This is a genomic window from Bacillus sp. FSL R5-0512, from assembly GCF_038593295.1.
GTDB classification, from domain to species: domain Bacteria; phylum Bacillota; class Bacilli; order Bacillales; family Bacillaceae; genus Bacillus; species Bacillus safensis.
The window spans coordinates 2,878,477-2,903,593 of the sequence record NZ_CP151982.1 but is presented as its reverse complement, the minus strand read 5'-3'; the positions used below and the strand labels follow the sequence as shown (position 1 = coordinate 2,903,593).

Annotated in this window: 23 protein-coding genes; 18 read left to right on the top strand and 5 right to left on the bottom strand. The window is 40.5% G+C overall.

Annotation, left to right across the window (positions count from 1 at the left end; genetic code table 11):
* Positions 1–1,398, top strand: coding sequence for a Fe-S cluster assembly protein SufB (gene sufB / locus NSQ25_RS15025; protein WP_007500362.1), 1,398 nt, complete (start codon positions 1–3; stop codon positions 1,396–1,398).
* Positions 1,399–1,486: 88 nt separating this feature from the next.
* Here sufB and NSQ25_RS15020 read toward each other — a convergent pair whose 3' ends face one another.
* The gene (locus NSQ25_RS15020) at positions 1,487–2,029 is read right to left on the bottom strand and encodes a site-specific integrase (RefSeq protein WP_257802528.1); all 543 of its coding nucleotides are present in this window, start codon (positions 2,027–2,029) and stop codon (positions 1,487–1,489) included.
* Positions 2,030–2,206: 177 nt separating this feature from the next.
* Here NSQ25_RS15020 and NSQ25_RS15015 point away from each other — a divergent pair, with 177 nt between their 5' ends.
* From NSQ25_RS15015 to NSQ25_RS15005, 3 genes are all read left to right on the top strand, one after another.
* On the top strand, positions 2,207–2,827 hold the full coding sequence (locus tag NSQ25_RS15015; protein ID WP_326135762.1) for a hypothetical protein: 621 nt from the start codon (positions 2,207–2,209) through the stop codon (positions 2,825–2,827).
* Between the two features lie 894 nt (positions 2,828–3,721).
* Complete coding sequence (locus NSQ25_RS15010) at positions 3,722–4,288, top strand: TetR/AcrR family transcriptional regulator (RefSeq protein WP_326135760.1); 567 nt, start codon at positions 3,722–3,724, stop codon at positions 4,286–4,288.
* Between the two features lie 57 nt (positions 4,289–4,345).
* Positions 4,346–6,202, top strand: coding sequence for an alpha/beta fold hydrolase (locus NSQ25_RS15005; RefSeq protein ID WP_326135758.1), 1,857 nt, complete (start codon positions 4,346–4,348; stop codon positions 6,200–6,202).
* Between the two features lie 167 nt (positions 6,203–6,369).
* Here the strand turns inward: NSQ25_RS15005 and NSQ25_RS15000 are convergent, their stop codons facing one another.
* Positions 6,370–7,011, bottom strand: a complete 642-nt coding sequence (locus NSQ25_RS15000; protein WP_326135757.1) for an NAD(P)H-dependent oxidoreductase — start codon at positions 7,009–7,011, stop codon at positions 6,370–6,372.
* A gap of 82 nt (positions 7,012–7,093) precedes the next feature.
* On the opposite strand from NSQ25_RS15000, the gene NSQ25_RS14995 reads away from it, so the two are divergent.
* A complete protein-coding gene (locus NSQ25_RS14995; protein ID WP_326135755.1) occupies positions 7,094–8,026 on the top strand; it encodes a WYL domain-containing protein in 933 nt (310 codons plus the stop codon).
* Positions 8,027–8,104: 78 nt separating this feature from the next.
* Here the strand turns inward: NSQ25_RS14995 and NSQ25_RS14990 are convergent, their stop codons facing one another.
* Positions 8,105–9,310: a DUF418 domain-containing protein gene (locus NSQ25_RS14990; RefSeq protein WP_061110047.1), complete on the bottom strand. Its 1,206-nt coding sequence runs from the start codon at positions 9,308–9,310 to the stop codon at positions 8,105–8,107.
* A 250-nt stretch (positions 9,311–9,560) separates the two neighbouring features.
* Here NSQ25_RS14990 and NSQ25_RS14985 point away from each other — a divergent pair, with 250 nt between their 5' ends.
* From NSQ25_RS14985 to NSQ25_RS14940, 10 genes are all read left to right on the top strand, one after another.
* Positions 9,561–10,256 (top strand): response regulator transcription factor, encoded by a 696-nt coding sequence (locus tag NSQ25_RS14985; protein ID WP_061110046.1) that lies wholly within the window; start codon positions 9,561–9,563, stop codon positions 10,254–10,256.
* Positions 10,243–11,550, top strand: a complete 1,308-nt coding sequence (locus NSQ25_RS14980; protein WP_061110045.1) for a HAMP domain-containing sensor histidine kinase — start codon at positions 10,243–10,245, stop codon at positions 11,548–11,550. The genes NSQ25_RS14985 and NSQ25_RS14980 overlap by 14 nt, the downstream gene beginning before the upstream one ends.
* Before the next feature lie 37 nt (positions 11,551–11,587).
* Positions 11,588–12,016 (top strand): phosphate-starvation-inducible protein PsiE, encoded by a 429-nt coding sequence (gene psiE / locus NSQ25_RS14975; protein WP_046313283.1) that lies wholly within the window; start codon positions 11,588–11,590, stop codon positions 12,014–12,016.
* Positions 12,017–12,211: 195 nt separating this feature from the next.
* On the top strand, positions 12,212–13,012 hold the full coding sequence (locus NSQ25_RS14970; RefSeq protein ID WP_041115760.1) for an HAD family hydrolase: 801 nt from the start codon (positions 12,212–12,214) through the stop codon (positions 13,010–13,012).
* 319 nt (positions 13,013–13,331) lie between these two features.
* A complete protein-coding gene (locus tag NSQ25_RS14965; RefSeq protein ID WP_326135752.1) occupies positions 13,332–14,243 on the top strand; it encodes an alpha/beta hydrolase in 912 nt (303 codons plus the stop codon).
* Between the two features lie 207 nt (positions 14,244–14,450).
* The gene (locus NSQ25_RS14960) at positions 14,451–15,218 is read left to right on the top strand and encodes an alpha/beta fold hydrolase (RefSeq protein ID WP_326135751.1); all 768 of its coding nucleotides are present in this window, start codon (positions 14,451–14,453) and stop codon (positions 15,216–15,218) included.
* Between the two features lie 139 nt (positions 15,219–15,357).
* Positions 15,358–16,314 (top strand): iron-siderophore ABC transporter substrate-binding protein, encoded by a 957-nt coding sequence (locus tag NSQ25_RS14955; protein WP_326135750.1) that lies wholly within the window; start codon positions 15,358–15,360, stop codon positions 16,312–16,314.
* 73 nt (positions 16,315–16,387) lie between these two features.
* On the top strand, positions 16,388–17,404 hold the full coding sequence (locus NSQ25_RS14950; RefSeq protein ID WP_034282660.1) for an iron ABC transporter permease: 1,017 nt from the start codon (positions 16,388–16,390) through the stop codon (positions 17,402–17,404).
* Positions 17,397–18,434, top strand: a complete 1,038-nt coding sequence (locus tag NSQ25_RS14945; protein WP_326135749.1) for an iron ABC transporter permease — start codon at positions 17,397–17,399, stop codon at positions 18,432–18,434. The genes NSQ25_RS14950 and NSQ25_RS14945 overlap by 8 nt, the downstream gene beginning before the upstream one ends.
* A gap of 21 nt (positions 18,435–18,455) precedes the next feature.
* Complete coding sequence (locus NSQ25_RS14940) at positions 18,456–19,199, top strand: IucA/IucC family C-terminal-domain containing protein (protein WP_326135747.1); 744 nt, start codon at positions 18,456–18,458, stop codon at positions 19,197–19,199.
* Between the two features lie 13 nt (positions 19,200–19,212).
* Here NSQ25_RS14940 and NSQ25_RS14935 read toward each other — a convergent pair whose 3' ends face one another.
* Positions 19,213–20,091 carry an endonuclease gene (locus tag NSQ25_RS14935; protein ID WP_326135746.1) on the bottom strand — a complete coding sequence of 293 codons (879 nt, stop codon included), beginning with the start codon at positions 20,089–20,091 and terminating at the stop codon, positions 19,213–19,215.
* Positions 20,092–20,262: 171 nt separating this feature from the next.
* Between NSQ25_RS14935 and NSQ25_RS14930 the strand changes: the two genes are divergently transcribed.
* The 3 genes from NSQ25_RS14930 to NSQ25_RS14920 all read left to right on the top strand — a co-directional run bounded on the left by NSQ25_RS14930 (position 20,263) and on the right by NSQ25_RS14920 (position 23,864).
* The gene (locus tag NSQ25_RS14930; RefSeq protein WP_326135744.1) at positions 20,263–21,498 is read left to right on the top strand and encodes an alanine--glyoxylate aminotransferase family protein; all 1,236 of its coding nucleotides are present in this window, start codon (positions 20,263–20,265) and stop codon (positions 21,496–21,498) included.
* 158 nt (positions 21,499–21,656) lie between these two features.
* On the top strand, positions 21,657–22,856 hold the full coding sequence (locus NSQ25_RS14925; RefSeq protein WP_061110038.1) for an MFS transporter: 1,200 nt from the start codon (positions 21,657–21,659) through the stop codon (positions 22,854–22,856).
* A gap of 447 nt (positions 22,857–23,303) precedes the next feature.
* Positions 23,304–23,864 carry an NPP1 family protein gene (locus NSQ25_RS14920; protein ID WP_342497911.1) on the top strand — a complete coding sequence of 187 codons (561 nt, stop codon included), beginning with the start codon at positions 23,304–23,306 and terminating at the stop codon, positions 23,862–23,864.
* Positions 23,865–23,928: 64 nt separating this feature from the next.
* Here the strand turns inward: NSQ25_RS14920 and NSQ25_RS14915 are convergent, their stop codons facing one another.
* The gene (locus tag NSQ25_RS14915) at positions 23,929–25,086 is read right to left on the bottom strand and encodes an oxalate decarboxylase family bicupin (protein ID WP_326135742.1); all 1,158 of its coding nucleotides are present in this window, start codon (positions 25,084–25,086) and stop codon (positions 23,929–23,931) included.
* Positions 25,087–25,117 lie beyond the last annotated feature (31 nt).

Here is a 25,117-nt window from a genome sequence, read left to right as displayed (position 1 = left end):
ATGGCTAAAAAAATGCCAGATGTTGGTGAATATAAATACGGCTTTTCTGATAAAGACGTTTCCATTTTCCGTTCAGAGCGCGGACTGACAAAAGAGATCGTTGAAGAAATTTCTCGTATGAAAGAAGAGCCTCAGTGGATGCTCGACTTCCGTTTGAAATCTCTTGAGCACTTTTACAACATGCCGATGCCACAATGGGGCGGAGATTTAAATGCATTAAACTTTGATGAAATTACGTACTACGTAAAGCCATCAGAGCGCTCTGAGCGTTCTTGGGATGAAGTACCAGAAGAAATCAAACAAACCTTTGATAAGCTTGGTATCCCAGAAGCAGAGCAAAAATATTTAGCTGGTGTATCTGCTCAGTATGAATCTGAAGTTGTGTATCACAACATGAAGCAAGACCTTGAAGATCTAGGAATTGTGTTTAAAGATACAGACAGCGCATTAAAAGAGAACGAAGACATCTTCCGTGAGCACTGGGCAAAAGTCATTCCTCCGACTGACAACAAATTTGCTGCGCTTAACTCGGCTGTATGGTCTGGTGGTTCATTTATCTACGTACCAAAAGGCGTAAAAGTAGATACTCCACTTCAAGCATACTTCCGTATCAACTCTGAAAACATGGGTCAGTTCGAACGTACACTGATCATCGTTGACGAAGGCGCACATGTGCATTACGTAGAAGGCTGTACAGCTCCAGTTTACACAACAAACTCACTTCACAGTGCGGTTGTTGAAATCATCGTCAAAAAAGGCGGCTACTGCCGTTATACAACGATTCAAAACTGGGCAAACAACGTTTTCAACCTTGTGACAAAACGTACAGTATGTGAAGAGAATGCAACAATGGAATGGATTGATGGAAACATCGGTTCTAAGCTGACAATGAAATACCCAGCGGTCATCCTAAAAGGTGAAGGTGCTCGTGGTATGACATTAAGTATTGCCCTAGCAGGTAAAGGTCAGCACCAAGATGCAGGTGCGAAGATGATTCACCTTGCACCAAACACATCTTCAACAATCGTATCGAAATCGATTTCCAAACAAGGCGGTAAAGTCACATACCGCGGAATCGTTCACTTCGGACGCAAAGCAGAGGGTGCACGCTCAAACATCGAGTGTGATACACTCATCATGGATAACAAATCAACGTCTGATACGATCCCTTACAATGAAATCTTAAACGACAACATTTCATTAGAGCACGAAGCGAAAGTATCAAAAGTATCAGAAGAACAGCTATTCTACTTGATGAGCCGCGGAATTTCTGAAGAAGAAGCAACAGAAATGATCGTCATGGGCTTCATCGAGCCATTCACAAAAGAACTTCCAATGGAATACGCCGTTGAAATGAACCGTTTGATTAAGTTTGAAATGGAAGGTTCAATCGGGTAAGATATTAAAAACCTTTATATATCAAGGGTTTAAGAGGTTATTATTAGTAGTAAAATTGCAAGCGTGCCGATTTTGTGCCGATTCAGTTTTATCTTTTGGTGTAGGAGGCGAACTTTTGAAGTTCGTCTTCTTCTATTTTTTCCGTAATATCAAGATAAGTATCCGCAGTTGTTTTAATGGTCTTATGTCCTAAACGATTTGATACATACTTTAGGCTTGCTCCGGATTCAAGTAACAAAACCGCGTGCGTGTGTCTGAATCCGTGGGTGCCTATATATTCAACACCAGCCTTTTTACAATATCCTCTGATCGTTTCACGAATAATAGAAGGTGTTAAATAATGACCGTTATAATTTTGAAAGATAATTCCATCTCCATTTTTTCTGAATCTTGGACTTCCTAGAATTAATTCATTTTGCTTCATTTTGAATTTTTTCAATTCACGTAATAAATCGTTATCAATTTTGATTGTTCGATATGACGAAGAGTTTTTTAGTGTTGTCAGTTTTACTTTGTTATTATCATCACGACTTGTTTGTTTGTTGATGGTTATCTTATCCCCATCAATATCCGACCATCGCAGTGCCAATGCTTCACTAATCCTCAAACCAGTTTTGCTTAAAAAATACATAAGCATATAATAAAGCTTTATTATCTAAAATTTACGAAGAAATGGTAAGTTTATTAAATTCAGTGAAGTGTGTGTAAAACGTAAAAGCTGTATTGTTTTTATACATAGATACACAAGCACCTAAATTGTTTTATTGAATAATGTATTTATGAACAAATTTAAGGTGGTATCAATAAAATGAATTACATGTCAGAGAATCCTTATTATTATTATTATTATTATTATCCAAGCTCCTATCCTTATTTTGATCCCTATCCTCCAGATACACGTTTATGTATTGCTAGAAATTCAGAGGGATTTATTATCTCGACTAATCCTTTTTATGAGATGAGAGAAAATGTTGTTAATGAAAGGACACTTTTATCTTTATCAGGGGTACCTGAGGTTAAGACAAAGAATTGTACCAGAACTATAAGGGTGCCTTGTCCTACTATTCCAAATCCTGGGAGAACTTGTCCGAGAGAAGTAACCTATCCATGTGGTGTTCAAACTAGAACAGGTACTCATAAAATAATTGCTAGGTTGGAATACCCAAGTAGTGCAAATGATGTAATTAGAAGGGAGTTAAATGCTTGTTTTGGAGCTGCAATTACTAAAGCTTTAACTACATTATATGGATTAACATCAGCTTCGGCAGCTTCTTTAGGGACAGCAATTCCTGCTGCAATTACTACTGCATACGCTGAGTTTAATGCTATATTTTGGCCATGTGTTCAAGCGATAGCCGGTATTGAAACAATAAGGCAATATGTTAAAGTTAATATTTACCACAAACAAGAAAGTGGACAATGGAGATAAAAAAATCAACGGTACTAATCTTTGTGGCATTTTGACTACAAAAAATTAAATAATGATTGTTCTTCCTCAAATTATAAATACACAAATAAAAGGTTAATAAATCTAGGGTTTGCATTAAGAGAAATCAAATTATATTAAGTAGTAATTTAAAGTTATAAATATGCTTAATAATGGGGTTACTGTAGTAGTTAAAGGTAAGGGAAAGCTCCTTACCTTTTGGTCATAAAAATGCCCATAGAATTCTTTTCTTCTATTTTGAAATATATGTAATTAATGGTAAAAAATGTATTAATTCAATGATCATTTAAATCTATTTTTTTCTATTTTGTAACTTGATAAATGGGCACAGTGATGTAGAAAATTAATCTTAACCCTTGTTACGTGTGGTATTTTACAGTAAACCTTCATGCCGAGTCATGCCGATTTCGTGCCGAAATGATTTTGTTTTGCATTTTATTGTATTTTAAAAAAATCGTCAAACCCTTGTTATAAGGCCATTTCTTTATATTTGATTTAAAGCTGTTTTTCGCACAATTAATCAAGTTTGAGATGGAAGGTTCTATTGGTTAATAAAGAACATTGATGCACAACGCTTTTTGAAGGCATTTAATTTCGAGTGATACCACTTGTTAATTAAGCCTTCATGGCGTTGTGTTTTTTTATGTAAATGTGGAGAAGTATCCAGTGTTCATCATCAACAAATGGCTCTTACTCACATTCCTGAAGAAACGACAGATGTATTTAGTTCGTGAAGTCAGATCCATCCCTCCAATATCATCATCATTAAAGCCATCATATTTTTCTGTGGAATCAAACTTATTTCTAAATGAACATAAATACTTGCAACATTTAAATTAGTACTGTATAGTTCTAATTATGACAAAGGTAAAATTAATGAATCAAAAACGTGTGCTTGAAGTAGCTGCTACATTATTTTTGGAAAAAGGGTTTACTTATACAAGTATGGATGAATTAGTTCGTGTAAGCAAAGTATCAAAGTCGAATGTGTATTATCACTTTTCTAATAAGGAGGAATTATTAGCAGGGGTCGTTGATTATTGGATTGACATGTATCAAGCTGCAATAGACGACGTAATTTCTCAGACCCAATTTTCAGTTGAAGATCGTATCCAAATGTTTTTAAAGCAATTATCACAAGGCGTCCAGTCGAGAGAGTATCAGGGAGGCTGTCCATTTATTACTCTTTATATTCAAAGTCCTGCACAGGCCACGCAAATAAAAGAAAAAATAGGTCTTTTTTTTACAGGATTACAAAAGAAAGTTTCTCTATTACTGAAACAAGGTGTAGAGAACGGGGAATTCAGAGATACGATTCAGATTGATGAGGTGGCATCACTTTTTATTACAAATCTTGAAGGGGCGTTATTTATTTCAGAAACACTGAAGGATGCCACTGTCATCACAAAAACAGCAGATCATTTATTTAACTTGCTTCGATAAAGAAGCATTTTTTTTACATCAAATTAGTACTGAATAGTACTAAAAAGGAGATTTTATATGAAAACAGTATTTTTAACAGGTGGAACAGGCTTTATTGGAAAGCAATTAGTTGAAGAATTAGCCAAAGAGGATGTGAACATTCTTCTTTTAGTGAGGTCGAAAAGTAAAGCGACACGCATTTTTCAAGAAAGAGGTATTTTAAAAGAGTCAGTGATGCACTTTGTTGAAGGTGATTTGACGAAAATAGATTTAGGTCTAAGTGCTAAAGATATGGAGATGGTGTTGAAAACGGATGTGATGATTCACGCAGGAGGCCCTATGGATATTCAAGCGACAAGTAAAGAGGCAGCTTCCGTCTTTTTAAATGGCGCCAAATATATTGGTGAATTGGCTAAAAATATTCATCAATTGAAGGGCTTGCAGCATTTTATTCATGTTGTCGGTTATATGAGCCCCTTTGATGATGAAAATAGCAAGATTGCAATTGATGTGTTTAAAGAAGGAAATGATTACCTGAAAATAAAGAATCCTTACGAGAGAACAAAATTTTTAGCAGATCTTTATATCCGTCAACAAGCATCAGCTGTCGGTTATCCGCTGTCTGTCATTAATCCGCCAACTGTGGTCGGCAGTAGTAAAACAGGGAGTACAGAACAGATAGCAGGATTAGGATTGCTTGTGACAAGTATGCGAAGAGGGCTTATGCCAGTGATTCCTGGAGGTAAAGGATATAGGCTGCCACTGATTTCAAACGATGAGTTTGCGAAGTTAATTGTGCAGGTTTTCAGGATGGAGCAGCCGGCTATTCAAACATATACACTTGTGGAAGACAAAGAGCATGATCAGAACATTGCTGAATTATTAAGTGTGATGTCGGAAAGTATGAATATGAGGGCACCAAAAATCTCTGTCCCAATGCCGTTTATGAAAGCAATGATGAAAAGTGGAGTAAGTAAAATAACAAACATTCCTTCTGATGGACTCAATTTTATGACAAAACGAACATTTTCAAATGCTTCAGTGAAAAAAATGATGGGGGAAGATTGGTTTAAGAAGACGAGTGTCATGAACTTTTTCCCTGCTGTAGTAGCTGATCTGGATTATCGTATGATGGATCAACATGGTGAGCATTATCATGTATTTGAGCGAACATTATGCGATAACAACACCCTTTACCAATTACAAGGAGAAGGGAAACCGTTTATTTTATTACATGGTTTATTGAGTGATGGAGAGGATTTATTCCCTTTAGCACAAGAGCTTCATGAAAAAACGGGTCAGCCTGTATGGATCTTGGATCTTCCAGGTTTGGGGCGTTCCCCATTTAAACGAGAGAAACATCTTCTAGATATCTATTTGAATGTAGTGAAAAAGGTATTGGAGAAAGCGGCTCATGGTGCACATCTAATTGGCCATTCATTCGGTGCGTTTATTCTATTGAAAGCATTGGGACAAGGGTATATAGATAAGAAATATTCAATCACTTTACTTCAGCCGCCTGTTGCTAAAAAAAATGCTAAATCGCTAAATGTTCCACAACGGATGAACAAATGGTCTTTAAAATTAGCAACTCCTAAAATGATAGAGCGTTATTTATTAAGTAATGGTTTGTTTGAAAGGGCGGAGAGCATCCCTGAACATTATATTGAAAAAATCAGAAACAGTTTTACGTCTCCTAGAATTTTAAATACGACGGTTCAGCTTAATCATTTACTACTGAAAACCGATCAAGGTGAATTCAATGAATTAACAAAGGATAATCCTCATATTATCTGGGGGGAGTATGACAAAGGCTATTCTGCTCCGTTGCATCTTGGTAAGGTTGATTTTGTTCCATATGGCCATCATTTTCCTCTTAGCCATCCGAGTGAAACGGCAGCATTGGTTATAAAAAATAGTCTTACCAGCAGTTGAGAATGTGGGATAAATAAAGAATGTCGTAATTGAAATGAAATCGCAGTGCTTGTGATCCCGCCGATGCACACCAACTGAAAGATTTTATAGCACCCTAAAACGACAAAGGTGATTTTTATTAAAAAAAGCACGATTTTTCGTTTTGGGTCTTTTTGATTAAATAGAGATTAATTCGGGTCATAAAACTCCTCTAAGGTTTTCGTCATATCATCAGATGCAGATTGTAAGATCGCATCTTGTTCTAAAATCGCTGTTCCTTGTGCTCGGACAATATGAAATTGATGAAACCCCATCAAGTTTTGAAATATTTCTTTTAGGTAATGATGTGAAAATTCCAGAGGTGTATATCGATCGTTATTTGTGAAAATTGAGCCGCTTGCTTGAAGTAAAAGTACACGATAATCGTCAGTCATCAGACCAACAGAACCATTTTCTGTATATTTGAACGTTTCTCTCGCAATAAAGATATTATCTATATAATCTTTCATTCGTGAAGTCACATTGAAATTGTGAACAGGTGACACGATCACAATTCGATGATGTGCTTTGAATTGAGCCAATAAAGCAGATGAAGCAGCGGCGATTTTTTCCTCGGCGGCCGTTAATGCTTGTTCGGATGCTTGTTTATCCCAAATTCCTAGCAGCTGCTCTTTTTCGATACGAGGAATTTCAGTTCCATATAAATGCAAAATGGTTGGTTCCTCATGAGGAAACCTTTCTTTAAATTGTGTTAAAAATAGTGTTTGCAGTTTGTTTGAATAACTTTCTCGAGTGAAATCTGGGTGCGCGTTAATGATTAATGTTTGCATGTACATGCTCCTTTTCTTTTGATAAGCTGAGTATAAATGATAAAGGTGACAAAAGAAGGCACCTTTTTAAGAGGGAAAACAAATGAAAAAATCAGAACGATTAAACCAAGAACTTATTTTTTTAAGCGATAAACACTCTTTTCAGTTAAAGGACTTACAATCCGAATTTGACATTTCTAAACGTACGGCTTTAAGAGATATAGAAGAGCTAGAGTCAATGGGCTTAGCTTTTTACGTTGAACCTGGCAGACACGGAGGATATCGACTGGTGAATCAATCTCCATTGGTTCCTATTTATTTCAATATAGAAGAAGTCCAAGCTATTTTTTTCGCTTTAAAAGCTCTAGATCTAGTGTCAGCAACACCATTTAAAAAATCCTACTCACAAATTCGGCAAAAGTTGTTTGCCACAATGTCTGATGAGAAAAAGCAAATGATTACGGAGACTTTGGATGTGATTCATTACTATAATGTCGCACCAGTTAGTGAACAAAATCATTTGGAATTGATTTTACAGGCAATGATGAAAGATCAAATCGTGAAGATGACGTACACTCAATATGAAAATAAATGGATCAGGCTGCAATTTCTTGAGCTGTTTTATCGAAATGGTATTTGGTTTTCTCAAGCATATGATGTTCAAAATAAAAAGTGGGGCATCTATAGATGTGACTTTATGAAGGACATGGTGATTGAAGAAGACGGCAAAGACACCTTTACGAAGGAAGAATTAAAAGAACTGCAGCTCGAATATGAAAAAACTTATCATGATATCTCATTTAAATGTCGATTAACGGAACAAGGAAAAGAAAAGTTTTTAAAGCATCATTACCCAAATATGAGATTGGAGATCATTGATCAGATTCCTTATATTGTGGGTGGGTACAACCAAGAAGAATTATCGTATATGACACACTATTTGATGTCTTTTGGGAAACATGTGAAAATTGAATACCCAGATGAATTGAAAGAAAGTTATTTGAATCAATTGCGAGAAGTGATTGATCAGTATTGAAAGTAAACGAATTGTCTCTGAATCACAAAAAACTCCACATATTAAAAGAGGCGAATTATAGCAATTCGCCTCTTTTTTTTACTTCGCCGCATGAAAGGTATTTGTTTTCGGTTGATCATCAACCTTCCCATACGTCAGCTGACGCCAGATAAACTCCATCGGACCGTATTTAAACCGCTTTAACCATAATGTACTAAAGAGCAAGAGGAAGACATAAACCCCGAGTCCAATCATGAACGTGCCAGCCGGCTGAAGATGATCGGCAAGTCCGGCTCCATATTTCAGAAATAGCATTGTGCCAATGATGGAGTGAAGCAAATAGCAGGTCAATGACATCCGTCCAACTTTGGTAAAGACCATCAAAGCACCACGCAGCTGAGGGACGTGAAGAAACAGCATCGCAAGTGTACTCATATAGAACATACTGCCTGTTAATCCGCCGTTTTGTTCAAGGGCAGAGGCTATGTTCATCCAGAGTGTATTTTCAAAAGGATTGACCGCTGTTATGATCGTACTGCCTTGGGTGATGAGAAAAGCAATAGCAAAAATGATCCAAATGCGATTCCAAATCGCTTTTTTCGCCTCCATGTTTTTGAAAAACTTCATTTTCACAAAATACACACCAAGTAAAAACATGAAAAACATAGAATAGACGGTGGAAAAAGAACTGGAAGCCATTGTGACCATATCTGTCCACCGATCACTAATTGATGCTAAATAAGTCAGACTGTTGTGGCTGGTCAGCTCGAAATCAGCAAAATCCGGCTTGGCTGATGATGCTGTGTTCATGGTATTGAACAGCATCGTGAAAAAAGGTGTAAGCAATTGAATCACAAATAGTGTAATCAGCCAGTATAGGATGGTTTTAGCTGTGCGTTTGTAAAAGAAAAGCAATAAAAAGCCAGCGACTGCATAATAGGCCAAAATGTCACCAATCCAAACAAAGGTCAAATGCAGAAGGCCAAATCCTAAGAGAATGGTTAATCTGCGGGCAAACAGCTTGTTCGGGCTGTCCACCTTCTGAGCAGCTCGGTCCATAAAAATCATAAAACCAACCCCGAATAGAAAGGAAAACAGTGTAATGAATTTCCCCGAGGCAAACCAATTCACCACATTGTGAAAGACATCATTTGACAGCATGTCAAATCCCTTGGCTGAATCCACGATCAAAAAGTAATTGACTAGAATAATCCCCATTAAGGCGAATCCTCGTACGATGTCCAAGAAATGAACCCGTTCGCGCAGACTCATCGGTTGTCCGTGTGCTACTTTGTTTGCATTCATATCCATGCTCCTTTTCTTGTTATGATAAATGTAATGCGGATCAATTCATCGATCCTTACAATGAATCAATATACGGCCCAATTCTTAACAATTTATGAAGATCCAATTTTTTGAAAATGAATGTGACGAATTGATGGCAGATGGTCAAATTCATAAACTGTTAAGGTTTATGCTGTATCTTTTCATATAGCTAGATGATATATAGTAAAGACATAAAAGAAAGAGCATCACATTACATGAGGTGAGAGACATGACCCATCGAATATTAGTCGTAGAAGATGATCAGGATATTGGTGACCTTCTGCAGGAATCCCTTACACGTGCAGGATATGAGGTGCTAAGAGCGATGAATGGCGAGCAAGCATTGAAGCTTGTGGAGGATTCGCTCGATTTGGTGATCTTAGATGTGATGATGCCGGGGCTCTCAGGCATCGAAACATGCCAACACATAAGAGCCTCATCTAACGTTCCGATTCTATTTCTGACAGCCAAGTCGAGCACTTTCGATAAAACTGAAGGATTACTTGCCGGCGGGGATGATTATATGACAAAGCCCTTCTCAGAAGATGAGCTTCATGCTAGAGTCATTGCACAATTACGCAGATATACCATTTATCAGGAAAAAAGGGAGCAGGAAGATACGTTTCTTGTCGGGGGCAAGTTGAGGGTAAGTGAAGAATTTAATGAAGTATGGAAAGAAAGCCAGCAAATTAAGCTTTCTGATCTAGAATATCGGATGTTAAAGCTGCTCATGAGCAGGCGAAACAAAATATTTTCTGCTCAAAATATTTATGAAAGCGTGTGGGGACAGCCCTATTTCTATTGTTCCAACAATACGGTGATGGTGCATATTCGAAAGCTTCGTGCCAAAATTGAAGATGATCCTGCGCGTCCTGTATATATCAAAACTGAATGGGGAAGAGGATACCGATTTGGCACATCGTAAATATACACTGGCCAAAAAGCTGTCACTGCTGATTTTGGCGGCTGCAATCGTGAGTGGTATTGTCTTTTTGACGCTGCAAAAGATCACCAATGATTTGATCGATGGATATTTGAGTTCAGACGAGTATTACGAGCAGGAGTCAGCCAAGTACATTCAAAAATTCAGCCGCTATGTGTCTGAGAATGAGCTGTCTTCAACGGATCGAAAAGCGTTTGGCGAGTGGGTGAAAAAAGAAAATTACATTAATTTGACCATCTTCAAGGATCAAGTGCTGCAATATGACTCTATTTATTCCGCTGACGATGAATCGGCGTACGGAAAAGAAAGGATGACCCAGTACGCTGAGCATCATTCATATCCGGTTCAGTTTAGCGACGGTAAAGGCTGCGTCATGGTGGACGGTTTCTATTCATCTCGCTACCACGATCTTGCCTTTACACTCGAGCTGCTCGGGGCGACGCTTATTTTTCTCCTCATTGTTCTTCTCGGTATTCGCAAAAGTCTGCGCTATCTGCAAACGATTCATCAAGAGATTCATATTCTTGAAGGCGGAGAGCTGGACTATGAAATGACGGTAAAAGGGCATGATGAATTAGCGATGATTGCCAAAAGTATTGAGGATCTGCGTAAAGCCTTTTTGGACAAGCTTCAAGCCATTGATGAGCTGCAAGAAGAGAGCCGCAGCTTGGTCACCGAAATGTCCCATGATATGAGGACACCGCTGACGTCGCTGATGATGAATCTGGAGTTTGCGAAAAAAGAGGAGACTGGAGCGGATACCCGTAAGGATCAATATATAGCGAGTGCCTACGGGAAAGCACTGCAATTAAAAAATCTGTCTGACAATCTGTTTGCCTATTTTCTGCTGGATAAAGAACATGAATCTGAGCTTGAGACCGTTGCAGTCAAAGAGGTGATTTACGATCTTCTGTCAGATCAGGTGGCCATCCTGCATCAAGAGAACTTTAAGGTTCATCTTTTAGGAGAGCTGCCTGACAGCTATATCAATGTGAATGTCGAACTGCTTGGCCGAGTATTTGATAATGTGATGTCCAATTTACGGAAATACGCAGATCCTAAAAAGGATATCAATCTCACGTTTTTATCCGATCAAGAAATCTTTGAGATCCATGTCAGCAATGCGATAAAAGAGACAAAGGTTACGCCGGAAAGCAATGGACTTGGTGAACGAAGTATCAGACGAATGATGACCCGCATGCACGGGCAGTTTGAAAGTATAGAAAGGAACGATGTTTACTACATCGTGCTGCGATTTTGGAACATCAAAATGTAGAAAACAAATGAATATACTGGAATGGAGAGACAGCCCAATGAAACGATTCAACAATTTCCAAAAGATACCTGATCTCTTGCAAGGCCTTCTCAATATCTGTTTGTTCTTTTTGGCCATTGCCTTAAGCGTTCTATTAATCAGTGAAACATGGTACATTGTCCAATTTGTTTATAAGACACTGTTCAACAAAGGAGAAAGCTATTATGGAATGCTTGGGGAACTGCTGATCTTCTTTATGTACTTTGAGTTTATTGCCTTAATTATTAAATACTTTAAATCTAACTTTCATTTTCCGCTTCGTTATTTTATTTATATAGGGATCACAGCTGTCATCCGTTTGATTATCATTGATCATGAAGAGGCAGTATCGACATTCTGGTGGGCGCTGGCCATTCTTGCCATGACCTGTGCACTCTTTATCGCGAGCAAAAGAAATGCTGCTCAAGAGCATGAGGAAGTGAAGTAAGGAAAGAAGACGAACGATGACCGTTCGTCTTTTTTGTATAGAATGATTCATGAAACACCGTGTGACGTACATGTAACAAGTGCCTTTATGTGTGATGACAAACAACATGTTCCTGGCTTATTTACTTACTGACACGTACACATATACAATTTTCATCGTATAGTGTTTGTTCAGCTAAGGAATTGGAGGAAGAACATGATTAAATTAATAATTACGGATTTAGACGGCACCTTTTTAAACCGCCAAGGATCATTTGATCAAGCTTTATTTCAGAAAATAAAAGCATTAATGGAAGAGAAAAATGTGGCGTTCGCTCCTTGTACGGGTAAGCAGTGTGAACGAGTAGAGGCATTGTTTGGTGATGATGCAAAGGATTTTTGGATTTTAGGGGATAGTGCAACGCGAATTAAAAAGGATGGGCAATTTGTTTATGAATCATTAATAAAAAATGATCTAGGTTTATCGATCATCCATAAACTGGAGGAGATAAGCAAAGAGCAAACGATCATTGCATGTACGAAAAATGGTGCAGTGGTCAATGAGCATTTATCTGAGAGTGAAATGAGATTTGTGACGGGCTCTTATACAAATGTACTCAAGGTATCAAACTTTGCAGACATACAAGATGACTTTGTGAAAATTACCGTTCATGATCCTGAGGCAAAATGCGTACAAACAAGGGAGAGAATAAGTGAATTCTTTGAACAAGTATATGTTGTTGCTTCAGAGGATACGTGGATTGACATTGCCAATATTGGCGTTCACAAAGGAACCACCGTGAAACAGCTTCAGCACATATTGGGTGTGACAGAAGAGGAAACGATGGCATTCGGTGATGGTCGTAATGATCTAGAACTGATGGAATCCGCTCAATACAGTTTTGCTGTAAGAAATGCCATCCAAGAGGTAAAAGATGCTGCTCATTTTATTACGCTTTCAAATGAAGAGAGCGGGGTCATGCATACGATTCAAAAAATCCTAAGCTTGCAGCCTTAATCGTACTCAATTAAGAAGACGAACTTGTCCAGTTCGTCTTTTTTCATGTCTAGACATTGACGAGATGAACACTCGGTCGTTATCTGTCTATTAATGAACGGTTAGGGTCAGATTGACAATTGATTGTCATGCGTCTAAAAAGTAGAATATGAGTAACAATAAATAAACAGTTGTTCATTAATGAATAAGTGTTTGTTGTGGTGAGTGATCAGCTGGATAAAAGGTTTTTCCTGATGTACGTCTTCATATGGTATGCTTTAGAAGCCTTATCTTTCCATCGGCATCGATCATCATGATTCTATGAACAGGGGTCGATCATATGCGAAGTATTCAAAGTTTTTTAGTAGAACAGCTGCTTATTTTGACGAAAAAGAAACTCAACGTAAATGATTATCTAGAAGAACGAAGAAGGGCGAATCAATTACCTTATGAATTGCCTGAAAAACTTAAGAATAAGTACAAAATCACTCAAAATCACTCGTTTCCAGTCGATACGTATATGCTGAAATCAAATGTCCAGCCGGATGACCATCAAGTGTTGTTTATACACGGTGGCGGCTATATTGAACAGCCTTTGACTTGGCATTGGCGTTTTTTAGACCGATTGACGAAGCAATTAAATAGTAGGGTGTATGTGCCGGTTTATCCAAAAGCACCAAACCATCAGTATATGGATGCGATCGAAAGTGTCCTTCCTGTGTACCAAGCTCTTTTAGAGAAAGGAACGCCTGAAAATATCGTCATCATGGGTGATTCTGCTGGCGGAGGTTTATCGTTAGCCTTTGCTCAATACTTGGCAAAAAAGGGATTGCCGCAGCCAGGGAATATCATTCTTTTATCACCATGGCTAGATGTTACATTAAGCAACCCTGATATCGCTGCTATGGTTCCAAAAGAACCAATGCTCAATCTAGCATTATTAATTGAAGCAGGAAAAAGATATGCGGGTGACATGGATGAAACACACTACTTAGTCAGTCCAATCTATGGAGAGATCAAGTCACTGGGGCGAATTTCTGTTTTTATAGGCACTCACGAATTCTTCCTCCCAGATGCCCGTAAATTCAAAGAGATGGCAGATAAGCAGGGGGTTCCAATAAACTATATAGAATATCCTAAAATGAATCACGTGTTTCCTGTCTTCCCTATACCAGAAGCAAAAAAAGCGTTAAACCAAATTGTCGCGATTATTGAAAGTAATACCTTTCCTTTGAAAGAGTGCAATGAATAAGAAATAGAAATGAGGATGACTAGCGCGGCTGGCCATTCTTGTTTCTGTTTGAAGGAGCGAAAAAATTGACAGACATCAAGACCGAACCATTCTCGTTTGCAAGTATGCAGCAGGCAGTCCCTGTACATATTCCAGAAAAGACAATACATTTCATCACATGATGGTACAAGCCTTGCGTATTATCCATTTTTATCAGAAAAGAAGACGATGGCCAATGTGATCTTAATTCATGGCGGTGGTGCTCATAGTTTGGCTGGTTATGAGCATATCGCCCATACGCTGCAGCATGAATTTCATGTGAATACGTTTTTGCTCGATCTAAGAGGTCACGGCCATTCGGATGGAAAAAAGGGTGATACACCTAATATCACGGATGTGTGGCAGGATATTTCGCAGATCGTGGATGCGGTTAAACAGAAGCATAAAGGAGCCGTTTATCTTTGCGGTCATTCATCTGGAGCGGGATTGCGGTTAAACTATCTATCTTGGCAAGAAAAAAGAGAGGTTGATGGCTACTTTTTTATTGCACCTGAATTTGGCTATCAATCAGATACTGCGAGGCCAGATCAAATTCCTTTTGCGGCCGTTCAAGTATGGAAATTCGTTCTGTCTGCCATGACAAAAGGAATGCTGATGAGTCATTCTGAAGCCGTACGTTTTCATTATCCAAAATGGGCAGTCGAGCAGGATCCGCTTTTATTGACAGCCATCACCGTCAAACTATCACTTGCCTTAACCCCATCAGCACCTAAAAAACAATTTGCGAGAATGGATCGGCCATATGCGATGTTAGTAGGCAGCAAGGATGAACTGTTTGATATAGAAAAATTTCCTGCCTATCATGAGCTGCCAAATGAAGCGATTCAACAACAATCAGTCTATCAAGTGCTGGATGGACACACCCATTTGTCGATTCTACTAGAAGTGGGAAAACAGATTGGAAGAACTATCCAAGTGTGGAATCGTTCTATTTAGCATGAGCAACTAGTCAACACTCTCCCGTTTTCTTAAAAATTTACATTGACACCATCCTTTTCTATGATAAAATCATAGTGTGATAATGAGAATCGTTATCAAACGATATGACTACATATAGAATGGATAGGTGAGGTACATGTTCAAGAAATCTTTTTGGTCGCTTTTAGTTGTGCTCTCCATCGTTTTACTTGCAGCTTGCGGCAGCAATAGCAGTGACGGCAAGTCAGGTAATAAAGAGAAAACAAGGACCGTTGAAAGCGCTATCGGTTCAACTGACAATATCAAGGATAAACCAAAGCGTATTGTGACGCTGTACCAAGGAGCAACGGATGCAGCAGTCGCTATGGGCATTAAACCAGTGGGTGTTGTAGAATCTTGGCTTGAAGCACCTACGTATAAATATTTAAGAGATGACTTAAAGGATGTTAAAATTGTTGGGCAGGAAACACAGCCAAACTTAGAGGAAATTGAAAAGCTCAAGCCTGATTTGATCATTGCATCAAAAATCCGCCATGAGCAAATTTTTGATCAGCTACAAGAAATCGCTCCAACTGTTGCAACAGAAACAGTGTTCACCTTTAAAGACACAGTGAAATTAATGGGTGAAGCATTAAACAAGCAAGACAAATCAAAAGAATTGCTGACGAAGTGGGATGACCGCGTCGCTGATTTCAAAGAAAAAGCGAAAAAAGACATCAAAAACTGGCCGATGAGTGTATCTGTGGTGAACTTCCGTGCAGATCATGCTAGAATCTATCAAACTGGTTTCGCAGGATCCATTTTAACAGAGCTAGGCTTTGAAGGACCTAAGAATGTCAAAGATAAAAAGCAAGACATCATTACACTTACAGACAAAGAGAGCATTCCGCAAATGGATGCAGATGTGATCTATTACTTTATGGATGATCAGGATAAAGCAGTTGAAAAAGCATATAAAGAGTGGACGAGTCATCCTTTATGGAAGCAGCTTGACGCAGTGAAAGCGAAACAAGTGCATAAAGTAGATGAAATCACTTGGAACATGGGCGGCGGTATTATCGCAGCAAACATGATGCTTGATGATATTTACGATCGTCTAGGAATTGATAAATAAGACATAACAGAGGAGAAAATGTGAACATACCATTTTCTCCTTTTTTCCATAACAGATTGAAAGCGGGAATCAGATGAGAAGTTTATTAAAAAAGGATTCAAGCAAGGCACTGCTTTTTGCTGGATTCATTGTGTTGATGTTGGTCTTTTTTATGCTCAGTATTTCCCTTGGGCAAACCTCTATTTCCCTCAAAGCCACCATCCATGCTTTTCTTCAATTTGATGAATCGGATCCAAACAGTGTCATTGTCATGACATCCAGATTATCAAGAGCTTTAATCGCAACGGTCGTTGGATCTAGCCTGGCGATTTCAGGTGCACTCATGCAGGCATTGACAAGAAATCCGCTTGCGGCGCCTGATTTATTAGGAATTAATGCAGGCGGGCTATTTTTTATCGTGATTTCGATTGTTTTCTTTTCAACAGAGTCGTTAACAGGCTACATGTGGACAGCCTTTCTAGGCGCAGCGATTGCAGGGATGCTCGTTTTTCTATTGGGCTCCATTGGAAGAGATGGATTGACGCCGGTCAAAATTGTCCTTGCAGGTGCGGCGATATCTGCACTGTTTGCGTCTTTTACACAAGGTCTTTTAATCGTGAATGAACAGTCGATTCAAAGTATTCTGTTCTGGATGGCTGGTTCAGTGTCTGGAAGAAGCATTGATATGTTAATCCCTGTTTTGCCTTATATTTTAGGTGCGACTATTGTGGCGCTGCTTCTGGGACGTTCTATTAATGTTCTTTTGTCGGGAGACGATATTGCCAAAGGACTTGGCCAGCGTACACTGCTGCTGAAAATAACGATGGGTGTACTCGTTGTCTTTTTAGCAGGTGGTTCCGTCGCTGTTGCTGGTTCAATTGGTTTTGTTGGTTTTCTTGTGCCGCATATTGTGAAAAAGCTTGTCGGGCCTGACCACCGCTGGGTACTGCCGTATTGTGCCGTAGTGGGGGCGTCGCTTTTACTTGCCGCGGATCTGGCGGCTCGTTTTCTGATCATGCCGCAGGAAGTGCCGATTGGTGTCATGACGGCGGTAGCAGGAGCGCCTCTATTTGTTTATCTCGTGCGCAAGGGGTTGAAGACAGGTGGCTAAAACATATACAGTGCGTTCTAAAGGCGGGCGCATTTCATTTCAATTTTCAAAGCGGACGTTTTTGATTTTACTTTTATTGACGGCCATTGCCTTTTGTTTATTTATTCTCAGTCTCAGTATGGGAAGCCGGTTCATTCAGCCGATCGATGTGCTGCTTCATTTAATCGGTCAGGGAGAGGGAAACTCCTTTGTGTTAAATACGCTGAGGATTCCACGAACGCTGCTGGCTGTCTTAGTCGGAGCCGCGCTTGCGGTATCAGGGCTTATTTTGCAAGGATTGATCCGCAACCCGCTGGCATCACCTGACATCATTGGAATTACAAGTGGTGCTTCGTTTGGTGCGATTATGTTCATTGTCTTTTGGATGGGCACTGTGCCCATTGCTTATCAATCCTTATGGGCGATTGCGGGTGCTTTTGCAGTATCGTGCCTGATCTATTTGCTTTCATGGAAAAAAGGGGTCAAGCCGATCACACTTGTCCTGATGGGAATCGGGATTTCTGCCATTATGAAGGCATGTGTGACGTTTACGCTTGTACTTAGTGATACGATGACAACGACAAAGTCATACATCTGGCTGACGGGCAGCTTATATGGTTCTACGATGAAAGACGTCACTGCGATGCTTCCTTGGGTGATGATCATTTTACCGATTGTCATGGTGTTAGCAAGAACGATGAATGTAAAAGAACTTGGCGATGATCTTGCAACAGGTCTCGGGGTAAAAGTGCAGGCGAAACGATTATTCTTTCTCCTGATGAGTGTGACATTGGCTGGTGTTGCAGTCGCATTTGCAGGCGGCATTGAATTTGTTGGACTCATGGCGCCGCACGTTGCACGGATGATTATTGGCCGTTCTTTCATAGCACTTGTCCCAGCATCTGCGCTTGTTGGAAGTATTCTCGTGATGCTGGCTGATCTTGTGGCTAGAACCGCATTTCTACCGTTAGACGTCCCAGCAGGTGTATTTACGGCGGCCATTGGTGCACCATTCTTTATTTATTTGTTATATCAACAGCGCAATCGATAAACAGAAGAGGGGGGTTTTGATATGAGGCCAGAGTGGGTTGAGAGAGAATTACTTGATTTTGGGGTACACATCACAAATGGACCAATGACATCTGATCGCACACTTGCTGCGCTTTTTTCAGAAGCAGCCGTCATGCGTTTATTAGAAGCTGAAAAGGAAGCGATGCATGCACCGAATCTTGCGGTAGCAGCTTCTATGTTTTCAAAGCGGTACGCCTACTTAGCCGTCAGTTCCTCTTTATACTTGATGACGATGTATGACGGTGTCTATCAGTTTCCACCAGCAGCATGTGCATTTAGAGAGGATCGGAAAATTGAATTGGATGAGACGGCGTCTTCGTTTGTTCCACTAGAAGGAGACCGGCATGAGTGGAGAGAGAAGGTCGTGCGTGCACTGTTTACGGAGTGTGTCACGCCTCTTTTAGACGTGCTGAACCGCACATCAAAACTCTCTTATCGTATTTTATGGGAAAATGTAGCGGTACGAATCAACTCTCTTTATCGAAGCATGATGCGGGAAGCGGAAGAACCTGCGGTGAAGCAGCGTGTGCGGGAGGATTATCTGTATCTGAAGCAAGCGGCTGGTGATGTATTCGGAGCTCAGCAAAATCCATTTCAGCACAGCCTAAACCTAGACGACAGTTTACTAGAAACATCCAACCGGAAGACCTGCTGTATGTATTATAAGCTTGAGAAAAAATCGGAGAGTCTCGATTATTGTCTTGTTTGTCCGCTTGAACAAAAGAAAGGCACTGCTTGCTCGTAGCAGTGCCCTTTTTTTATTCCCAAATCTCGCCTGCCCATTCAGGATGATCAATAAAAGGGTTGCGGTTGTGCTGATACGTTTGATAGATGATCTCATTGCGGTTCCGTTCGATTTGATCGACTGGGTCCTGCTTGTGCCATTTGAGAAGTACAGACATTTTGCCGTGAAGGGGAGAGCTTCCATTATTCACTTTGTCGTTCAATTCTAAATCTGGAAAGCGGTCATCGCCTTCGTAGCGAACCGCCATATAAAAGAGCATTCTCGCGACATCTCCTTTGACCCGGTTGTGAGGTTCGAATGAGTCGCTGTCGTAGAAGTTGCCCGGCGCTCCTTTGTATTCATTACCACCCGTGTCAAAATCTAAATTTCCGCGTGTGCTGTTCGTTTGCACATCTGCCGCACGAAGGTGATGGAGATCTGTCCCAGGCCCTTGGCTTGTCCCGAAATTGCCGTGAGACTTGGCCCAGACATGCTCCCGGTTCCACTGGCCCACATTTCCGCCATTCGACTGCTTTGAGCGGGAGGCACCACTATAAAGCAGCAGCACATTGTTTGGGTTATTGGGGTCTTCATCTGTTTCCTTTAATGCATTCCAAACCTGGCTGTAGGAGAGCTGCGTATGATCATCAATGATATCGTGTAAGGCTTTCTTAAGAGCGGGTCCTGACTTGCCAGCAGCAGATTGGTAATAGGAATCGATTTGACTTGTGGCGGCAGTTTGCGTTTGTTGTGCAGATGTTTCGTTTTGAAGCTGTAACGGGGAAAAGGTGATCGTTTGACTTGGTTCATTCAGCGTGAAGGCTTGAGCATTTGCAGCTGGAGGCAGCGGGGCGGCGAATGTGCCGAATATCATGATTCCGGCGGCCACAGTTCCAAATAAAGTTCTTTTCATTCGATTTCCTCCTTGATAGGGAATGTATTCTCTTTATTTCTATCATATTGCCATGAAGAAATAAATGGATTTCTCGTAAATTTTATGTAATAAGTTCATAGGAAAAGAGATTGCTATTTTAAGCGCATTCCTGTATAAGTGGGCTTATAAGGATGGACAGCAAGGGAGAGGATGGATCACGTGAAAGAACTGCAAACACCTTCAAGAACAATTATGACACCGGGACCCGTAGAAGTAGACCCGAGAGTACTCCGTGTAATGAGCACGCCTATTCTCGGTCAATTTGATCCAGCATTTACACACATTATGAATGAAACAATGACCTTATTGCGGTCACTTTTTCAAACAGAAAACAGATGGGCTTATCCAATTGACGGTACGTCCCGTTCAGGGCTTGAAGCTGTGCTCGCCAGTGTGATTGAGCCGGGAGATTCAATGCTTGTACCTGTCTTTGGCCGCTTCGGTCACCTGCTCATTGAAATAGGACAGCGCTACGGTGCTGAGGTACATACAATGGAATGTGAATGGGGGACGGTTTTTGACCCTGACGACATCATCAAAGAAATAAATCAGGTCAAGCCTAAAATCGTTGCCATGGTTCATGGGGAAACATCCACCGGGCGATTACAGCCGCTCAAGCAAATCGGGCAAGCATGCCGGGCTCTTGATGCGCTGTTCATTGTAGACGCTGTGGCAACCATTGGCGGTGTCGAGGTAAAAGTGGATGAATGGAAAATTGATGCGGCGATTGGCGGCACGCAGAAATGTTTATCTGTTCCATCAGGTATGTCACCTATTACGTATAATGACCGGGTCGCAGCTGTCATTGAATCGAGAAAGAAAGTAGAAAAAGGCATTGCGACACAGGATGAATTACAAAAACAAATGGACATTTCTCCAATCAAAAGCAATTATTTTGATTTAAGCCAGCTTCAGGATTATTGGAGCCCAAGACGATTAAATCATCATACAGAAGCGACAACGATGCTCTATGCACTGCGAGAAGGGGTTCGTCTTGTGCTGGAAGAAGGGCTGTCTGAACGTTTTCAAAGGCACGCATTTCATGAGAAAGCCTTGATGAAAGGTCTTGAAGCAATGGGGCTTGAATTGTTTGGTGATCCAGATTGTAAAATGCCGGTTGTGACTTGTATTGTCATTCCAAGTGGTATTGACGGAGAAGCGGTCCGTGCCGACCTGCTCCATCATTTTGGGGTTGAGATTGCAAGCTCCTTTGGACCACTTGCCGGCCGTATATGGAGAATTGGGACAATGGGCTACAGCTGCCGAAAGGAAAATGTGCTGTTTGTGTTAGCAGGGCTTGAAGCGATCCTCATCAAACATGGTGCGTCTATCCATTGCGGAGCAGGGCTTCAGGCGGCTCTTTCTATCTATGAACAAGCTGAATAACGATATCTAAAATACCCGCCATTGGCGGGTATTTTTATTTTGGAAAAGAACGCTAATTTTTGAAAAACTAGACTTATAGATGAGGTTATCGCTATACTGGAGAAGTTCTCACCATTTTTGTCATCATTTTCATTTATTTTGCAGAAAGAGGTTTTTATATGAAGAAGATGGGCAGATTATACATTTTGATGCTCAATATTTTTATTGCCATGCTTGGCTTTGGCCTCATTGTACCTGTTATGCCGAGTTACATCGAAGCCTTTGGTGCAACAGGGAAAACACTCGGTTTTCTTGTCGCTGCAACAGGTTTTACACAATTTGCGTTATCGCCGGTTGCCGGGGCACTGACCGATCGATTTGGACGAAGAAAATTGATCATTGCGGGGATTGCGGGTTTTACGATTGCTCAGTTTATTTTTGCTTTTGCTGATCAGCTTTGGATGCTGTTCGTGTCTCGGTTTTTAGGCGGTGCTGCTGGGGCTTTGCTTATGCCGGCCATGTTTGCATACATCGCTGATATCACAAGTGAAAAGGATCGAGGGAAAGGAATGGGTCTATTCAGTGCAGCGATGACACTAGGTTTTGTCATTGGACCGGGCGTAGGCGGCTATTTGGTTGAGTACGGGATCGCATTTCCATTTCTGATTGCCGGTTCCTTTGCTGCTCTTTCTACTTTGTTATCCATCCTCTTCTTACCTGAAACATTAACAAAGGAAAAACAGGAAGAGGCACGCCTCAACAAGGATATTCATTTCAATCCTTTTGTACAAATGATCGAGGCTCTAAGGACATCGTACGGCTTTTTGTTTATCTTGGCCTTTGTCCTCAATTTCGGAATCATTCATTTTGAATCGATTTTTGGCTTATATGTAGACCAAAAACACGGATTTTCACCTAAAGATATTGCGTTTGTGATTACGGTTGCAGGTCTTGCCGGGGTGCTTGTTCAAGGGGCGTTAGTGAATGCCTGTGTGAAACGATTTGGAGAGATGAGAGTCGTCCGTTATGCGCTGTTAGGTGCGGCTTTCATGCTGATCGCCTGCCGTTTTGCGCCGTCCTTTTGGTTGATTTTTACAGGTTCGATTTTATTTTTATCGGCTACGTCATTCGTCCGTCCAGCCCTCAATACATTGCTGTCCAAGATGGCAGGCAATCAGCAAGGGGTAGCAGGCGGTCTCAATACATCCTTTATGAGCCTTGCCAATATCGTCGGACCGAGTCTTGCGGGTATATTATTTGATATGAATATTGAATTTCCTTTTATGTTTGGAACACTGGTGCTTTGCGTAAGCTTCGCTGCATCCATCGTGTGGGGGAAAAAAGTGCAGCATGCTCATGCAGCGCAAGGAAGATTGTAGTTGATCTACAGTCTTTTTTTATTGAATGAAATGTATTTAGAAAAATTTCAATTAGAAATAGTATATGTTTTATATTTTATCTAAATGAATAGTAGAGTTTATCAATATTTCTAAGAGAGAATCCATATATTTAGGTCTTTAGGATCGATAAAAATTTGTTAATAAAATACTAAATTGTGCATTTTATGTAAAAAGTGATTGATTGGTTTTTTCCGCAATGGTAACATCAATCTCGACAGCATGAGGTAACTGAGATAATCAAGAGAAAAGGGGATAGAAAATGAAGAAGTTTATTTTTGCCATTATATTTTTTATCGTCACCATGTTTAGTACAGCAGTGCCTTCAGCAGTCATGCGGCAGAAATTGATCATGACAAGGTAGTTGGTTTTAGAGAAGTCAACCCAACAACTGTTACACAAAAAGCGGCGAAAAAATTTCAGCCTTATTTGAAAGTATGGCATGGATGTGTACCATTCCCAGCTGTAGATGCTGCTGGAAACACAAGCAGAGGGTTAAAAACGAGCGGTTCACATAATGGTGGATGCAGCAGTAATATCGGTCAAGTATATTCACGTTCAGATTGGTACAATGGCAGCTGGGCGATTATGTATGCTTGGTATTTCCCAAAATATAATCCTTCACCAGGCTTTGGTCATCGTCATGATTGGGAATCCATTGTCGTTTGGATTGACAATCCAGCTGTAGCCAATCCGCGTGTTCAATCGATTGCTTACTCAGGTCATGGACAATATAAGAAAGTAGCACCGAGTGCAGCAAGTATTTTAGGGACAAATCCTTTAGTAGGTTATGATAGCAACTGGCCATTAAATCATGAGTTGAATGTAAGCGGCAATGTGAGCGGAAAAGGAATGCAGCCTTTAATTGGCTGGGATGATCTAACGCCGGCTGCAAGACATGCACTGAATACAACAGACTTTGGTAGTGCAAACGTACCTTTCAAAGATAGTAACTTTAAAAACAATTTAGCAAAAGTGTGGTATCGATAAGGGTTAACCATGATTAAAAACCGATCATCTAAAAATGATCGGTTTTTTTATAAACAAAATCGCATCATCTCTCATATTTCACGACAGGTGATTTTTCTTTATGAAGCGCACGAATCATCGCTTCATCTACGTGTAAATGCTCTTTCACTAATTGAGGCGGGGTTAAGGCCATCCACTGATTCAACGAAATATCTGCAAACCGGTCACTTTTAAAAATCTCTAAAAACCAAAGGCTCGTTTGGCCGATATTTTGGATGTAATGCCCCATGCCAAAAGGAACATATCCAACATCACCGGCTCTGTAATTAAAGGTGCGGGCAGTACCTCCTGCTCCAAAGACCGTCATTTTAGCTGTACCTGTTAAATAGTATTGCCACTCATCATTATTAGGGTGCCAGTGCATTTCTCTCATGCCGCCAGGTTTTACTTCAACAAGTGCAGCTGCAATCGTTTTTGAAATCGGGAAATTCCGTGAATCGACAATTCGGACGGTTCCGCCAGAGGTCGTTATCGGTTTTTGACGAAGAAGCTGGTGCGTAAATGGCGGCTTGATGCTGCCGTATGGATCAGATACCATTTGGCTTTCTAAGGATGACGGCGGCGAGCCTTGAAACATATAGCGCTGCTTTTTCGGAATATGGTCAAACAATTTCTTAGGAACACCAAAATTGGCGGAGAGAATCTCTTTCGATGTATGGGCAAACCAGTCTGTAATCGTGAATGTATCAAATTCAGAAAAATCGCCATCATCAAATACAAGAAGGAACTCACAACCATCCTCAAGTCCTTGAATAGAGTGCGGGATACCAGGTGGAAAATACCACAAATCGCCTTCTTCTATATCAGCCATCATATTTCGCCCTTCTGCATCTACAGATGTGATGCGGGCTTTGCCTAAAATCATATATGCCCATTCCGCCTGCTTATGCCAATGAAGCTCACGAACACCTCCGCGTGTGAGCCGCATGTTGACACCTGCAATCGTTGTTGAAACCGGCAGCTCCCGCTTTGTAATTTCCCTCGACCAGCCGCCGTGATTCAAATGCATGTGTGTATCAGAAAATGAAAATTTTAAATTGGGGATTGTTCCGGCATCGGTTTTAGGGGGAACGAGCATATCTGGGTTCTCTAAATCTCGAAGGACATCGCGCGGGCCTAAGTCGGTGGCACCCGCGCCATCCTTTCGAATGGGCTGCGGGATGTGACGGAGCTCATCATCCATTTATCATCCCTCCTTGAGTCTCATTTTTCTC